13 protein-coding genes are annotated in these 15581 nt (G+C 44.4%); 9 read left to right on the forward strand and 4 right to left on the reverse strand.

Annotation, left to right across the window (positions count from 1 at the left end; all coding sequences use genetic code 11):
- Positions 1-44: 44 nt before the first annotated feature.
- Complete coding sequence (locus D9A03_RS00195; RefSeq protein WP_120495225.1) at positions 45-1232, reverse strand: acyl-CoA dehydrogenase; 1188 nt, start codon at positions 1230-1232, stop codon at positions 45-47.
- A gap of 310 nt (positions 1233-1542) precedes the next feature.
- On the opposite strand from D9A03_RS00195, the gene gcvA reads away from it, so the two are divergent.
- Entirely contained in the window at positions 1543-2448 is a 906-nt protein-coding gene (gene gcvA, locus D9A03_RS00200; RefSeq protein ID WP_256386270.1) for a transcriptional regulator GcvA, read from the forward strand.
- Positions 2449-2656: 208 nt separating this feature from the next.
- On the opposite strand, the gene D9A03_RS00205 is transcribed toward gcvA, so the two are convergent.
- Positions 2657-2878 carry a hypothetical protein gene (locus tag D9A03_RS00205; protein ID WP_162937895.1) on the reverse strand — a complete coding sequence of 74 codons (222 nt, stop codon included), beginning with the start codon at positions 2876-2878 and terminating at the stop codon, positions 2657-2659.
- 518 nt (positions 2879-3396) lie between these two features.
- Between D9A03_RS00205 and D9A03_RS00210 the strand changes: the two genes are divergently transcribed.
- The 3 genes from D9A03_RS00210 (at position 3397) to D9A03_RS00220 (ending at position 6814) form a co-directional block, all read left to right on the forward strand.
- The gene (locus D9A03_RS00210; RefSeq protein ID WP_120495227.1) at positions 3397-3936 is read left to right on the forward strand and encodes a hypothetical protein; all 540 of its coding nucleotides are present in this window, start codon (positions 3397-3399) and stop codon (positions 3934-3936) included.
- Positions 3937-4154: 218 nt separating this feature from the next.
- Positions 4155-5495 carry an FAD-binding oxidoreductase gene (locus D9A03_RS00215; protein ID WP_120495228.1) on the forward strand — a complete coding sequence of 447 codons (1341 nt, stop codon included), beginning with the start codon at positions 4155-4157 and terminating at the stop codon, positions 5493-5495.
- Between the two features lie 38 nt (positions 5496-5533).
- Positions 5534-6814 carry an FAD-binding oxidoreductase gene (locus D9A03_RS00220; RefSeq protein ID WP_120495229.1) on the forward strand — a complete coding sequence of 427 codons (1281 nt, stop codon included), beginning with the start codon at positions 5534-5536 and terminating at the stop codon, positions 6812-6814.
- A 34-nt stretch (positions 6815-6848) separates the two neighbouring features.
- Here D9A03_RS00220 and D9A03_RS00225 read toward each other — a convergent pair whose 3' ends face one another.
- Complete coding sequence (locus D9A03_RS00225; RefSeq protein ID WP_120495230.1) at positions 6849-7607, reverse strand: DeoR/GlpR family DNA-binding transcription regulator; 759 nt, start codon at positions 7605-7607, stop codon at positions 6849-6851.
- Between the two features lie 113 nt (positions 7608-7720).
- Positions 7721-10123, reverse strand: coding sequence for a DUF3772 domain-containing protein (locus D9A03_RS00230; RefSeq protein WP_162937896.1), 2403 nt, complete (start codon positions 10121-10123; stop codon positions 7721-7723).
- A 391-nt stretch (positions 10124-10514) separates the two neighbouring features.
- On the opposite strand from D9A03_RS00230, the gene ugpB reads away from it, so the two are divergent.
- The 5 genes from ugpB to D9A03_RS00255 all read left to right on the forward strand — a co-directional run bounded on the left by ugpB (position 10515) and on the right by D9A03_RS00255 (position 15570).
- Positions 10515-11822 (forward strand): sn-glycerol-3-phosphate ABC transporter substrate-binding protein UgpB, encoded by a 1308-nt coding sequence (gene ugpB, locus D9A03_RS00235; protein WP_120495232.1) that lies wholly within the window; start codon positions 10515-10517, stop codon positions 11820-11822.
- Positions 11823-11912: 90 nt separating this feature from the next.
- Positions 11913-12794, forward strand: coding sequence for a sn-glycerol-3-phosphate ABC transporter permease UgpA (gene ugpA, locus D9A03_RS00240; protein ID WP_120495233.1), 882 nt, complete (start codon positions 11913-11915; stop codon positions 12792-12794).
- Between the two features lies 1 nt (position 12795).
- Positions 12796-13644 (forward strand): sn-glycerol-3-phosphate ABC transporter permease UgpE, encoded by an 849-nt coding sequence (gene ugpE, locus D9A03_RS00245; RefSeq protein WP_120495234.1) that lies wholly within the window; start codon positions 12796-12798, stop codon positions 13642-13644.
- Between the two features lie 3 nt (positions 13645-13647).
- Positions 13648-14721 (forward strand): sn-glycerol-3-phosphate import ATP-binding protein UgpC, encoded by a 1074-nt coding sequence (locus D9A03_RS00250; RefSeq protein WP_120495235.1) that lies wholly within the window; start codon positions 13648-13650, stop codon positions 14719-14721.
- 84 nt (positions 14722-14805) lie between these two features.
- Positions 14806-15570: a DeoR/GlpR family DNA-binding transcription regulator gene (locus tag D9A03_RS00255; protein WP_120495236.1), complete on the forward strand. Its 765-nt coding sequence runs from the start codon at positions 14806-14808 to the stop codon at positions 15568-15570.
- The last annotated feature ends 11 nt before the right edge of the window (positions 15571-15581 follow it).

Below are 15581 nucleotides of genomic sequence, written 5' to 3' on the forward strand. Positions count from 1 at the left end.
TTTGTCACCGTTTTGATCCGTGTCTTATTACTAAGGGCCCGATCCTACATAAAAGCCTGTAAACCGGTTTGCGCCCGCCCCAGAATAAGCGCGTGCACATCATGCGTGCCTTCATATGTGTTTACGGCCTCCAGGTTCATCACATGCCGGATGACATGAAATTCATCGGAGACGCCGTTACCGCCGTGCATATCCCGGGCTGTTCTGGCAATTTCCAGCGACTTGCCACAGGAATTGCGTTTGATCATGGAAATAAGTTCCGGGGCAATCTTGCCCTCGTCAAACAACTGGCCAGCACGCACACAACCCTGCAATCCCAAAGAGATTTCAGTCTGCATGTCCGCAAGCTTTTTCTGTACCAGTTGGGTTTGCGCCAAAGGACGCCCAAACTGTTTACGGTCCAGCGTATATTGGCGCGCCGCATGCCAGCAAAACTCAGCCGCCCCCAATGCGCCCCAGGCAATGCCGTAACGCGCCCGGTTAAGGCACCCAAACGGCCCTTTGAGACCTGTAACTTCCGGGAACATATTTTCCTCTGGCACAAAGACCTTATCCATAACGATCTCACCCGTTACAGAAGCGCGCAGACTGAACTTGCCCTCGATCTTTGGCGTGGAAAGCCCTTCCATGCCCCGTTCCAGAACGAAACCGCGAATAATGCCTTCGTCATTTTTGGCCCAGACTACCATCACATCAGCGATAGGTGAGTTTGTAATCCACATCTTCGCGCCCGATAGCTCGTACCCGCCGTCAACTTTGCGCGCGCGGGTTTTCATGCCGCCGGGATCAGACCCGGCATCGGGTTCTGTTAAACCGAAACAGCCGACATATTCGCCCGTCGCCAGTTTCGGCAGGTACTTTTGCTTTTGCTCTTCTGATCCATAAGCATAGATCGGATGCATCACGAGGGAAGACTGAACAGACATGGCCGAACGATACCCGCTATCGACACGTTCAATTTCACGAGCAATCAGGCCATAGCTGGTATAGCTAACACCTGCACAGCCATAGCCGTCAATGGTCGCGCCCAGAAACCCAAGCTCACCCATTTCGCGCATAATATCGCGATCAAAGTTTTCATTACGGTTCGCGTCCAGAATACGCGGCATCAGCTTGTCTTGCGCATAGTCACGCGCACTGTCCCTGACCATGCGCTCTTCTTCATTCAACTGAACGTCTAACAGGAACGGGTCTTCCCAATCGAATTTTCCAAGTTTGGCAGATGCAGACATGTTCTTCTTTCCGAGCTATACGCGGCACATGAAGTGCCTCAAGGTTTTTATTCGCCTAAATAATATTATAGTTGCTTAACTTAATTCTGGCTCAAGGCGTAAAGAGAGAAATGTAGATTTTCCTACATGAACGATGAAACAACGAAGAGAAAGAGTTGAGTTAAACAACTAGAGTTTATTGTCCCCTGCTGTAACTATAAAGGCCAACGATTATTTTTCCAAACATCATTCATTAAACTCATGACTAATGTATCAAATAACGATATTGTCATTCTGGTAATTCTTTGTTTGATATCTGGGTTTTAATTCTGTGATATACCGATATGTCCCCTCCCTGACTGCCTTACGTACCTTTGAATCATCTGCGCGGCACATGAGCTTTACGAAAGCCGCTGAAGAGTTGAATGTAACGCAAAGTGCGGTCAGCCGACAGATCAGACAACTGGAAGACGAGCTGGGTATTCGACTTTTTGAGAGAGTCCGGCAAAGACTGGTCCTCACCGAAGCTGGCGCAAGCTACGTACAGGAAGTCAGAAAAGGTCTTGATCAGCTCAAATCAGCCACCCTTAACCTGTTGGCTTATCAAGGTGTGGGCGGTGAGTTATTACTGGCATGTTTGCCGACCTTCGGTAGTCGATGGCTCATCCCGCGTTTGGGACGTTTTACATCGCAACATCCCGAAATCAATGTGAACCTCGTCACACGGATCGAAGCTTTTAATTTTGAGAGTGAAGATATTGATGCAGCCATCTATTTTGGGGATAGTAACTGGCCCGGAACAATATCTGATAAACTCATGGGCGAAGAGATGATCCCGGTCTGTAGCCCTTCTCTGTTGGAAGATGTGGGCTCTATAGAAACACCTGCAGATTTAAGCCACCACACTTTGTTGCAGCTTCGGTCCAGACCCTATGCCTGGCAAGAATGGCTCAAGGGCAAGGAAACACAGGATATCAACCCTGCAGCAGGTCCCAAGTTCGAACAGTTTCACATGATCATCAATGCTGCTCTCACGGGTCTTGGGGTAGCTCTCTTACCCGCATTTTTAATCAAGGAAGAACTGAGCAAAGGTCTCCTGACCCAACTTTTTGACGACAGCGTGCGTGGCAAAAATGCCTACTACCTCGTCTATCCCGAAAACAAACGCGGCCTGCCACGCCTGCAAACTTTCCGCCGATGGCTTTTGCGCGAAGCAGCCCGACACGAAAAGAAATAAGGTTGCGCCACTTAGACAAGAAACTCAAGAAAAAGCCAGATATATAGAGGCATGGGAACAAGCACCCAGATCAAGCTAATTGTCAGTGCTTTGATAAGTAGTTTATCAACTTCTAAAGGCATTTTCTCTCTCCTTTTTTCAGGATTTTCCCGGAATTTTCTCCAGTGTCTTCAAGGGATCATTACTGGTCGTAAGCAATTGAGTAAGATTATGTTGCTAACCCATACACATATACGACGGTTCCCGCATACACCGTCGTCAGCCCGACAACGATTGCCCATTTAGCATTGGCTATAAAAAACCGCACCAACGGGTCTCTCCTAGGAAAAGCAGCCTTTTCCCCTTCTTTGACAAATCCGGATATCAACAGGATGTAATTCACAAACCAAAAGGCTGTAAAAAGCTCGGCTGCTAAAACAACATATGCCATAAGCTTCTCCTTTAATGTGTCTCTATTTTTAAACATGTATTTTATATACATGTTATAATATTAAACTCAACAACAGATATCTATACCGGTCAAAATGCCGCAGTCGTGACCTCTATTTATTGGATATATCGAAATACTTTACATAAGGCCAAGTTCATTTTATCAGCGAATAAAGTTCTAATTTATCAATTAAGCAATAAAAAATAACTTCACATACAGAAATAGATATTTAAGGACAAAGACCTTGGAAAAACACCAAAGGCATACAATTCCAACAGCAAAACGTAAAATAGCAAAAAACAGAACACTTAAAATACGCACATGACACCACTAAAGGTTGTTTATCAAATATTTAGACAGCTTTTAACTTGTTATTGGGGCGTCTGCTTTCAACCCTTCTATGCTTCGAACTCCAATGGGATCAAAGTCATATATTGCTAGCCCTAAATAACCTATGCCATACTTGAGATCGCTACGTAAGCGCTACCAATCGTTGTTTGTTAATCTGGGGGAAACAGATGCAACCACTTTTTATTGCAACAGAAAGGTTTGGGCCTTGGGATGGTAAAGCTTGGGTTAAGTACATTGAATGGTCAAAGTTGACACAACTCAAAGAGTTGGTATCTCTTGATGGACTGTTGTGCGAACCCGTGTTGTCGGTGACTAAGGATGAATATTGGCCTTACATAGTCAACGAAGACTATATGTCGGACTACTTTACAGATTTGAACTATTTTCTGAACGAAGTATCTGAAATTGTTAACAAAAACATTCTGTGCGTTTTCAAAAACCCAATTTCCTCTCCCAAGGCTCCATCTGGAAAACTAAAGTTCGAGTTTCTTGGATATGATTTGGTGGATCTAGAAGGTAGTGTAAGCGCCTTGTCTAACTGTGGTGGCTTTCCCTTAGCTTTCTCAAATGAAGAACTTAATCAGTTTGGCTTGCTCGAATCTCACGACCGCGCCGCAAAGATTCGGATTTTGCTAAAAGCTTACTATCCAGAAGAACGTCATGCAGCGTGCCATTTGTGGGCAATATTTCGCGCGAGAACGTCTTAAAACCCTTAACACATACCTGGGAGGGTAATAATCTTGACCAACAGTGGTTTTGTCAGCTTTGCCGTCGTTCGGTATAGAATGTTTTAATTATTACTTTAGGCAGAAATGTGAATACTTCGACAAGATATTTTATCTTGATCCAATCTATTTCCTGACATGGAATACTCTGAAACAAAACACACATCCCTCGCCTCCTTTTAAAAAGCTAATTGCACGCCATGAAATACCTTTATGATACGCACGCTTTCTCTGCTCAAAATCATGCACCGAGTTATTGGCGGGATACGGCGTCGGAGTTAGAGGACTTCCCACGTCTGACAGAAGACACCAAGTGCGAAGTGGCTGTTATCGGCAGTGGGTACACGGGCATGATGGCCGCCTATCGCTTGGCGACGAAATACCAGATTGATGTGAAAGTTTTTGATGCCGCCCAACCCGGTTGGGGCGCGTCGGGGCGTAATGGTGGCTTTTGCTGTATGGGGTCGACAAAGCTCAGTTATCAGCAAATGATCCGTCGTTATGGGCTAGAAGCAACACAAGATTTCTTTGAAGCGCAAAAACAATCCGTGGCCTTTGTGAAGTCTTTTCTGGAAACCCATAACATTGATGCAGATGTTACGGGTAATGGAGAGATTGAGCTGGCCCATAAGACTAACCGCATGGTTGATCTTCGACAGGAACAAGACTTTCTGACCCAAACCTTTGATCACAAAACTCACCTTTTATCCCCGGAGCAATTAGGGGAAATGGGCTTGGCTGGTGATTTTCACGGCGGCCTGCATAATCCAACCGGATTTGGCCTTCATCCGTTAAAATATGCCAGAGGGCTAGCCCGCCTTTTGCGCGACAGTAGTATTGAGGTTTTTGGAAATAGCCCTGTGACCAAGTGGGAAAAGCATGTGGACGGTCATCACCTTCACACACCACAGGGTATTGTCAAAGCCAACCATGTCATCATGGCCACAAATGGTTATACCGCAGAAAACCTGTCTTCGAATGCTGCCGGAAGGTTACTCCCTGCCCTGTCCTCCATTCTGGTAACGCGCCCCTTGAGTGAACAGGAACAGCAAAATCAAGGCTGGAGCAACACGACAACGGTCTATGATAGCCGTATTTTGTTGCATTATTTCCGACTCTTGCCTAATGGGCGATTTCTCTTTGGCGGGCGCGGGGGAACGGATAGCTCGGCCACAGGGGAGAAGCTGGCTGAAAAGCGCGTTAGAGCAGATTTTGAAAAGCTCTTCCCGGCTTGGTCACATGTCAAACACACACATTTCTGGCAGGGGTTTATTTGCTTTGCCAATGATCTCGTTCCCTACATAGGGCCAATAAATAAAGATAAAACGGCGTGGGTTTCACTCGCCTTTCATGGAAACGGCGTGGCCATGTCCGGCTGGGCTGGAAAAGCGCTGGCTGACGAGATTGCCGGAGACAGAACACAGAGTAAGCTACCGATTGTCTTTAGCAAACGTTTCAATAAGTTTCCGTTGCCAGCACTGCGTTTGCAATATTTAAAAGCGGCCTATGCCTTTTATCAAATCAAAGACGAATGGCTTTAAGCCTTCCCCCTTTAAGAACAAGAAAATAAGCAACGCCAATGACCTATCCCGATACCTATTACAGCCGGACAGCTATTAAACATTCAAGCTATCCAACTCTGACAAAAAAACTGGAAACAGATGTCTGCGTCGTCGGTGGTGGTCTGGCGGGACTAAGCTGTGCACTGGAACTTCTGGGCAGAGGAAAGTCCGTGACTATTCTAGAGGCCAACCGCGTGGCCTGGGGTGCATCAGGACGCAATGGCGGCTTTGTTTCGCCGGGTTTTGCGGGCGGTCAGGCCATTGTGGAAAAGCGTCTGGGCATTGATAAAGCACGCGAAGTTTTTGCCTTGTCTCTTGAAGGCGTCAATATGGTCCGGGACAATATTGCCTGCCTGAATTTGCAAGGCGTAAACCCAAGCCCCGGTATGTTGTCGGTCATCCGCTATAACGACCCGGATGGTATGAAACGACACTGCGATGATATGGCAGAACAGTACAATTATCCGCTGGACTATCTATCCCGCGATGACCTTGAGGAAAAATTCAAAAGCCCACGTTATTATCAGGGCAATTTCGACAAGGGTGCATTTCATTTCCATCCCCTGAACTATTGTCTGGGCATCGCACAGGAAATCACAAACAAAGATGGCCTGATCTTTGAAAATACCGAAGCCATTGAAATGAATCTAGAAGGTCCGACAAAAGAAATTCACACGACAGGCGGCACCGTCAAAGCAAAAGACGTTGTTCTCTGTGGCGGAGGCTATTCCGGTAATGTTTTTGACCGTCTCAGACGTGCTTTACTACCCATAGCAACCTATGTGGTTGTCACGGAAAAGCTTGGTGCGCGGGTACATGATCTGGTGAAGACCAGCGCGGCTATTCTGGATGACCGTCAGGCATCGGACTATTACCGCATTGTTGACGAAGACCGTTTACTTTGGGGCGGCAGAATCACCACAAGAACAAGCCAACCCAAACGCCTTGCCCACCTGTTAAAACAGGATATCACAAACGTTTATCCGGAATTGTCGGACGTGAAGATTGATATGGCCTGGACGGGTTTAATGGCCTATGCCCGTCACAAGATGCCCTATATCGGTGAATTAAAACCCGGTGTCTGGTCTTGTACCGCTTTTGGTGGGCACGGCATGAACACAGCACCTATAGGGGGGCGTCTTGTTGCCGAGGGCATAAGCAAAACATCTGACCGTCACAAGCTTTTTCAAGCCTTTGAGCTGGAATGGAACGGTGGTATCTTTGGTCCCCTGGCGGCGCAGAGCGTTTATTGGGGCATGAGAATATCCGACAGATGGCGCGAAGCAGTATCCAGTTAATTCACTGAATTTGCATTCGCTTAACTTGCTGAGTTCAAGTCGCGATTAAAGTCTCTACCCCGGCTTCCTCAAGAGCATCCTGAAGCTCTTGGGGTGGCTCTTTATCTGTCACCAGAAGATCCATGTCTTCGAGACTGGATATATGGACGATACCTTTGCGCTCGAACTTTGTATGGTCAACGACAACAATTACCCGCTCAGAACGTTCCATCACAACCTGACAAAACTCTTTTTCACTGAGCCGGAAGTCCATTAAACCAGCGGGACTAACCGCCCCGATTGAAAACACAGCCGTTTTGACCTGAAATGTTTTGATAAACTCAATTGCCGTTGGCCCGACAGAGGCGGCATCGTCTGTCCGCAACAATCCCCCCGCCATATAGACTTCGTTGCCTTCTCCACTCACCAAGGTCCGAGAAATTTCAGCAGAATTTGTCAGGATCACCAGATCACTGTGATCACACAGAGCTCTCGCCACATAATTGGTTGTCGATCCGGGATGTAAAAAAACTGTCTCACCATCTTCGATCATACGAGAAACAGCGGTGGCAATCTTGACTTTGGCGTCCATATTTTCCTGCATACGCATATGGAACGGCGGCTCTTTGACATCATCCGGCATGGTAACCTTGCCATGGGTTTTAATGACAAGTCCTTTGGCAACCATTGGCTTGATATCACGCCTGATAGTTTCTTCTGAAACAGAAAGAGACGTCGCAATTTCAGATATGGCACAGGTGCCTTTCAAGCGAATTGCCCGTAATATTTCTTGCTGGCGAGACGAAGCAGACATAATAACCCCAAAAGATAAATCGATTATCTTTATGCCGCTCAAACAACTTCATTTCAAGAAATAACCTTAAATAACCACAAAAATCCCAAATTTTTGTGCACTCCAGTCGAAAACTACTCTATTTCCTTATCCTGCTTCTTATCTTTGGGTTTCGGTACAGAAATCATTTTGTTTTCAACCACATGAGCGCCCGGAAACTCTTTGATAAAAATTTCCTGCTGTGGATAAGGAATACCAATTCCGGCTTCCATAAAAGCTTTTCGAATTGAAAACCTCAAATCACTTTCGATACTTAATCTGCTCTCGACATCCCTTAAATAAGCCCTTAATTCAAAATCAAGCGAACTGGCACCAAAATCCATAAACAGGACATAAGGTTCAGGCCGGGGAATAATGCCTGGATGATTTTTTGCAATCTCGGTCAAGATATCCCTAACTTGCTCCTCATCAGCATCATAGGAGACCCCAATACGCACCTCCAGACGGCCAACCTTGCTCTTGTGCGTCCAGTTTTTCATCGTCCCTGAAATAAGGTCAGAGTTCGGAATAATGACCGACGCACGGTCAAAGGTTTCGAGTTCAGTTGCCCGCACCTTGATTTTCCGGACGTAGCCTTCTTCGTTTCCAACCACAACCCAGTCACCTTGCTTTATAGGGCGTTCAAAGATCAAAATCAGGCCAGAAACAAAGTTATTCACAATGGATTGCAACCCAAAACCAATCCCGACAGAAAGAGCACCCGCAATAATCGCGACGTTTGACAGATCAAATCCCGCGGCAGACACCCCGACCAGAACAGCGAGTGTCAGCCCGGCATAACCAACAGACGCTTTAATCGCGTTCCGAACCCCTGAATCAAGTTTTGTCTTTGGTAACAGTCTTTCATCAAGAACATTGGCAAAGACCTTTGTTAAGGCCAATAAACCAAGGAAAAGAACAGCTGCAACAGCAATATCAATAAGCGAGATACGGACTTCCCCGATCTTGAAGCCGGTCAATGCTGTTTGAATAACGTTGAACAGGCGTTGCCCACTCATTCCCCAGATCAATAAGGTTCCGACAATCCCGAGCAGGATCAAGGCACAACCAACACCGAAAACAATCCAAAAACCAAGTCGGTCAGCACCGTCATCATCCAGAGAAAGAATATTCCGCAAACTGCGTCCGATATCTGCATCACCCGAAAGCTCATAATGAGTAACTTCGTGCACAATCACATGTACAAGAAGTAACAGTAAAAATAGCTCTAGCGTCGCGACAAGGTTAAATACGGCAAAATGTGCCAAAGGAATAAAGCCCACAAAAGCCGCGGCAATCATAACGGACATAAACGCAACAATTGCTTTTCGAAAGCGAGACCAGAGGTTTGAAATCTTGATAATCTCTTCGGGAACCTTGCCTGCTAATCGCCACAAGCTTTTCCTGTGAAGCAAAATAACAAGCGTGGCCATAGCAGTAGCGGTAATGAAGTTCCCGATCAGATGCTGGCTTACCGACGCATCAATGACCTCATTTATCACACGGATAATCAAATCAACTGAAAATGTGAAGGCGATGATAATGGCAATTACCCTCACCTGATGTGCCGCAGGTATGGACATGGCGAGAATTCGCCAAGATGAACGTTTGGGAAACAATGTCGCTTTTGTTATCGCTTCGGCAATTGTTAAAAACAAAAGCCCCAAAATTACGGCTTTGAGCATTTGCTCTATCGCCGGTTCCAGTACATCCCCCCAAACAAGTGTGCCTGTCACCAAAACCAGACAAGTAATTGGTATCAATGCCCGCCTTAAAGCGTACAGAGAAGCAGCAAGAACTCTTTTATGATAATCCGGGCGAACAGCGCTGACCTCTACACCGTATCGCCTTCGCATAACGCGCAATAAAAGAGAGACAACAAACGCAGCAGCAAGAACAATAATCCACAGAGGAATAACCTGTTCCCACTGAATATCCGAGCTTAAAGTCCTCACTTCCAGCTTCAGTTGAGCAAGAAAAGACTGCCAATCCGTCTGACTGAGATCCATGGCTTCTTGCCATAATGATCGAGAGATTGGCACTGGACCTCTGCTAAAAACTTCCCGGACAAATAGTTGCCGTTCCATTTTGCTGTATCGATCGATAAGCTCGTCAATCCGCGGGGAAATTAGCTCTGCTTGTTTTATTTGACTATTAACAATCGAAAGTTCTGATTCGAGCTTTTGACGTATAGTAACAATTTGCTCTGTCTCTGGTGCCTGACCTTTTTCAGGTAAGGGTCCCAACCCTTTTAGCTGTCTGTTTAGTTGTGCTTGAATGGGGAGCAGTTGAGCAATAATTTCTCTTGATTCCGTACGAACCACTTCAAGCTGATCACGTGCATTTTCAAAATCATTCTGATTTAAATTAATACGCTCCAAATTTTGTGCTGTTTCATAAAGAACAAACTCCCAAGAAGACAATGCTTCATCAAAACGCCTGGTTAAATCTGTATTAGCCTTAGCGGGCGGCATTGCGCCAACAATTAGGAAGCACATGAGTAATGCCCTTAGAAGCATTTTGTTTAATACTTTCATGAAATTTAATTCTCAGAAATCTACAGAAACAGTGCAAAGCATATCATAATTTTAAATAGGAAAGATAACTCAACGAGATGTCACAATTTAAATCCACAAAAATAGTAACCACTTTGAATACACTTAAGATACCAATTTTCCACCAATAAACTTTAAGAAAAAAGTATAGCAACCATAGGTAAAACGGAGTCAATGCGTGGAATTTCTGGAAAATCCTTGGAGTTGTATTTTGTCTTTTATTTGACCTATTTTTGTAGTTATAGTTTCATATGAAGGCTATAAATGGTTCAAATGAACCCGACAAACGGGTCTGATTTATTCTTCCAATACTTACCCACAGGGAGTTATCTCTATGTTTAAAAGTACTTTCATGGCCATTAGCGCTTTTTCGTGCCTGGCGACAATTAACGTGGCAAATGCTGCAACCGAAGTTCAGTGGTGGCACGCTATGGGTGGAGCCAACGGTGATCGTGTGAATAAAATTGCCGAAGATTTCAATGCGACCCAGTCTGACTATAAAGTCGTCCCGGTATACAAAGGTAACTATACGGAAACAATGACAGCCGCAGTTGCAGCTTTTCGCGCAAAAAAACAACCTCATATTGTTCAGGTATTCGAGGTTGGTACAGCAACAATGATGGCTGCAAAAGGTGCAGTGTATCCTATTGAACAACTTATGAAAGATGTTGGCGAAGAATTCGACAGCTCAGATTATCTACCAGCTGTTGTCAGCTACTATACATCTCCGAATGGCAAACTGCTCTCAATGCCTTTCAATAGTTCAACACCTGTTCTTTGGTATAACAAGGATGCATTTAAAAAAGCCGGGGTTGAAGCTGTTCCAACAACCTGGAAAGAAATGGAAGAAGCCTCTAGAAAACTTGTTGCCAACGGATCGAAATGCGGTTTTTCATTTGGATGGCAATCATGGGTTCAGATTGAGAATTTCAGTGCTTGGCACAACATGCCTACAGGCAGCAAAGATAATGGTTTCTCTGGATTAGACACAGAACTCACTTTTAACAACAAAACGGTGAAACGCCATATCAAAAACCTTGGTCAATGGCAAAAAGATGGTCTGTTTGACTACGGCGGACGTCGCGGAGACAGCTTACCCAAGTTTACAAACGGTGAATGTGCAATGTGGATGAATTCATCTGCATACTATGGCTCAATTAAAGAACAGGCCAAGTTTGATTTTGGTCAAGCAATGCTTCCCTTCTATTCCGACGTTGTCTCGAAACCTCAAAATTCCATTATTGGCGGAGCAACACTATGGACCTTGAAGGGTCACGATCAAGACGATTATAAAGGTGTTGCCAAGTTTATGACTTATTTATCCTCCCCCGAAGTGCAAGCATGGTGGCATCAAGAAACAGGCTACGTGCCAATTACCAAAGCTGCATATAGCCTGAGTCAAGAGCAGGGTTTTTATGAAAGCAACCCGGGTACTGACACTGCAATTAAGCAACTAAGCCTGAATGAACCCACACTAAATTCAAGCGGTTTGCGTTACGGGAATTTTGTTCAAATCCGTGACATCATTAACGAAGAACTTGAAGCTGTATGGAACGATTCCAAGTCTGCGGATGATGCTATGGACACGGCTGTAGAGCGTGGTAACAAGCTTCTTCGTAAGTTTGAAAAAGCAAATAAATAACAATACTTTATAAATATTATAGTCGGGTGTCTTTTAAAGGCGCCCGACTATTTAGTATCGCTGAACTGTCTTTTTCTACTCAGGCTCATCATGATTAAACGGGTACATTTTAATGTCTCGGCCCTACCGTACATATTGGTAGCTCCGCAAGTTGCGATAACCATTATCTTTTTTATTTGGCCTGCAACTCAGGCCCTTTATCAATCATTCCTTGTAGAAGATGCTTTTGGTCTCAGCACTGAATTTGTTTGGTTTGATAACTATAAAGAGTTAATGAATGACCCCTATTATTTGGGGGCTTTCAAAACAACTGTTATTTTCTCAATTCTGGTCGCCGGGTTATCAATGGGGGTTTCTCTTATACTGGCTGCCATGGCTGATCGCGTTATAAAAGGAGCCACCACCTACCGCACTTTGCTAATCTGGCCTTACGCCGTTGCTCCCGCAATTGCAGGGGCTCTCTGGGTTTTCATTTTCGACCCGACACTAGGAATTATAACTTATATTTTTAACTTTCTGGGGTATAGCTGGAATCACAAATTAAACGGTGACCAGGCAATGTTACTTGTTGTTATCGCGGCCGCATGGAAGCAAATCAGCTATAATTTTTTGTTTTTCCTGGCAGGAATGCAAGCCATCCCCAAATCACTTATAGAAGCCGCTGCAATTGACGGTGCAGGTCCGACGAAACGTTTCTGGACAATTATATTTCCCCTTATTTCACCAACAACATTTTTCTTGCTTGTCATCAATATCGTATATGCTTTTTTTGAAACATTTGGAATTATCCATGCCGTCACTCAGGGCGGCCCGGCAAATTCGACACAAATCCTTGTATACAAGGTCTTCAACGATGGTTTTGTTGGCTTAGATCTGGGTGGGTCCGCAGCTCAATCAGTCATCCTCATGGTGATCGTCATTATTCTAACCGCGGTGCAATTCCGGTATGTTGAGAAAAAGGTTGCATATTGACATGATTGAAAATCGTCCGCTCACGACCTTCTTTTCCCATCTGGTATTACTGTGCGGCGTTCTTGTTGTCGCTTTTCCCCTTTGGGTTACGTTTGTTGCATCAACACATGATGCTGTTCGTATGACACAAGTTCCTTTGCCTTTACTTCCAGGTAATCAATTTCTGGTGAACCTGAAACTAGTCCTGTTTAGCGGTCTGGAAGGATCAGGAAGTCCTCCTGTAGGAATTATGCTATTTAATAGCTTGATTATGGCTATTCTGATTGCAGTTGGTAAAATCAGTATTTCTCTATTATCAGCATTTGCCATTGTGTATTTTCGTTTTCCCTTCCGAATTGCCTTTTTCTGGATGATATTTGTAACACTCATGCTTCCGGTAGAGGTACGTATTTTGCCGACATTTGCCGTTGTAGCCAATTTGAACATGCTTGATACTTACTGGGGATTGAGTATTCCCTTGATTGCTTCAGCAACAGCAACATTCATGTTCAGGCAAGTGTTTTTAACAATACCAGATGAACTACTCGAAGCTGCACGTATTGACGGAGCAAGTCCTCTCAGGTTCTTTAAGGACATCTTGCTTCCCATGTCCAGAACCAATATTGCTGCTCTTTTTGTTATTCTGTTTATCTATGGATGGAATCAGTACCTGTGGCCTTTGTTAATAACCACAGATCGCGATATGTACACCGTCGTAATGGGAATATCACAAATGCTGGAAGCTGCAGAACAAGCTCCTGACTGGCACTTGATCATGATGACAGCCCTCATGGCAATGTTACCTCCTGCTATTGTCGTATTGATAATGCAGAAACTATTCGTCAAAGGCCTGACGGAAACGGAGAAATAGACGATGGCTGAAGTCCATATCAATCAAATCACAAAATCCTATGGCAATGATCAAATTATTCACGGGATAGACATCAATATTCAAGATGGCGAGTTTATTGTCATTGTTGGCCCTTCTGGATGTGGAAAATCAACCCTGTTACGGATGGTAGCGGGACTTGAAACCATAACAAGTGGTGACATTTCTATTAATAATCAAGTAGTAAATACGCTTGAACCTAAAGACCGTGATATTGCAATGGTCTTTCAGAATTACGCTCTTTATCCACATATGAGTGTCTTTGAAAATATGGCTTATGGCCTGAAGATCCAAAAACTTGCAAAAAGCGAAATAGAAAATCGCGTTAATAATGCCGCAAAATTACTCCAGATAAGTGATTACTTGACGAGAAAACCAAGGCAACTTTCAGGAGGGCAACGTCAACGGGTTGCTATGGGGCGGGCGATAGTACGCAACCCTTCGGTATTTTTATTTGATGAGCCTTTATCAAACCTTGATGCAAAATTACGCGTCCAAATGCGTTTGGAAATAAAGAAACTTCAAAAACGCCTTAAGGTAACGAGCCTCTACGTTACTCATGATCAGGTAGAAGCCATGACAATGGCCGACAGACTTATCGTTATGAACAAGGGTATCGCAGAACAAATTGGTACACCCATGAATCTCTATGAACACCCTCAAACCACTTTCGTGGCCGGCTTTATTGGTTCACCCGCTATGAACTTTCTCTCCGTGAAAACAAAAGATAATAAAATCGAAATTCCTGTTTCCGGAAAGATCCTGGATATAAAAACAAATATCGAACAACCAGAAGCCATACTAGGAATTCGACCTGAAGATATAGAAATTGTTGACAGCAATTCTTCAGATTTGAAACTGAAAGTCTCCGCAATAGAACCACTTGGTGCCGACAGTCTGATTTATGGTAATTCAGAGGGTTTCAATGATGATTTAGTTGTTCGCGTTAGGGGTAAAACCGAATTTACTGAAGGCGATACTTTCCATGTTTATTTTAAACGGGAAAAACTTCATTTCTTCCATACAATAACCCGGAAGAGATTACAAGCCGTAGCCTAATACACCAACAGGAACAACAAGATAAATCAAGATTCTCTAAATTACAGTACTCACCATTATCTTTAATTATACAACAATTCAGTCATGCGTCTGAGCGAGAGACAAAACCAAATATTGGAATGGACCAGCCGGGAAGATGCCCTAAGCATTGAAGACCTGTCTAACCATTTTCAGTTAAGTACTCAAACCATTCGCAAGGATATAAACGCCCTCTGCGAAACCGGGTTGCTCAGACGTGTACATGGTGGTGTCTGCTTACCTTCAGCTATTGAAAACCTGTCTTTCAACACAAGACAGGTGATGAATGCAAAAAACAAAGACGAAATAGCGCAAGCTGTTGCAGATCAGATACCGGACGGTTCCACAATTTTTCTAGGTATTGGGACAACCGTCGGTTCTGTAGCCAATGCCCTTCTCAAGTTTCAAAACTTGCGTGTACTGACCAACAACCTCAAAGCAGCGGCTATCCTCTGTAACAACGAAAATATTGATACACATGTCTCTGGAGGACGTCTGAGACAGAGCGATCACGATTTGGTCGGGGTTGAAACTATCCGCTTCTTTTCCTCTTTCAAAGCTGACTACGCTATTGTTGGGACAGGCGGATTAGATCCTGCGTATGGCATGATGGACTTCAAGCCTGATGAAGCCTATGTGACGCAGTCTATTCTGGAAAATAGTCGTAAAAAGATTCTTGTCGCAGATAATACAAAATGGAACAGACCTGCAAATGTAAAGGTCGCTTCCTTTAAAGATCTCGATCTGATGGTAACCGATCTTTTACCGGACAATAATGTTCGTATGCAACTGAAACTATCAAAATTAAAAATAAAAGAATGTAGCGTTTAATTCGGCCCTAA

Source organism: Kiloniella sp. EL199, assembly GCF_900313065.1.
Lineage (GTDB): Bacteria > Pseudomonadota > Alphaproteobacteria > Kiloniellales > Kiloniellaceae > Kiloniella.

Coding starts and splice junctions, on each gene's coding strand:
- D9A03_RS00195 (WP_120495225.1), bottom strand. CDS start 1,232: ATGTCTGCATCTGCCAAACTTGGAAAATTCGATTGGGAAGACCCGTTC.
- D9A03_RS00205 (WP_162937895.1), bottom strand. CDS start 2,878: ATGGCATATGTTGTTTTAGCAGCCGAGCTTTTTACAGCCTTTTGGTTT.
- D9A03_RS00210 (WP_120495227.1), top strand. CDS start 3,397: ATGCAACCACTTTTTATTGCAACAGAAAGGTTTGGGCCTTGGGATGGT.
- D9A03_RS00215 (WP_120495228.1), top strand. CDS start 4,155: ATGAAATACCTTTATGATACGCACGCTTTCTCTGCTCAAAATCATGCA.
- D9A03_RS00220 (WP_120495229.1), top strand. CDS start 5,534: ATGACCTATCCCGATACCTATTACAGCCGGACAGCTATTAAACATTCA.
- D9A03_RS00225 (WP_120495230.1), bottom strand. CDS start 7,607: ATGTCTGCTTCGTCTCGCCAGCAAGAAATATTACGGGCAATTCGCTTG.
- D9A03_RS00230 (WP_162937896.1), bottom strand. CDS start 10,123: ATGTGCTTCCTAATTGTTGGCGCAATGCCGCCCGCTAAGGCTAATACA.
- ugpB (WP_120495232.1), top strand. CDS start 10,515: ATGTTTAAAAGTACTTTCATGGCCATTAGCGCTTTTTCGTGCCTGGCG.
- ugpA (WP_120495233.1), top strand. CDS start 11,913: ATGATTAAACGGGTACATTTTAATGTCTCGGCCCTACCGTACATATTG.
- ugpE (WP_120495234.1), top strand. CDS start 12,796: ATGATTGAAAATCGTCCGCTCACGACCTTCTTTTCCCATCTGGTATTA.
- D9A03_RS00250 (WP_120495235.1), top strand. CDS start 13,648: ATGGCTGAAGTCCATATCAATCAAATCACAAAATCCTATGGCAATGAT.
- D9A03_RS00255 (WP_120495236.1), top strand. CDS start 14,806: ATGCGTCTGAGCGAGAGACAAAACCAAATATTGGAATGGACCAGCCGG.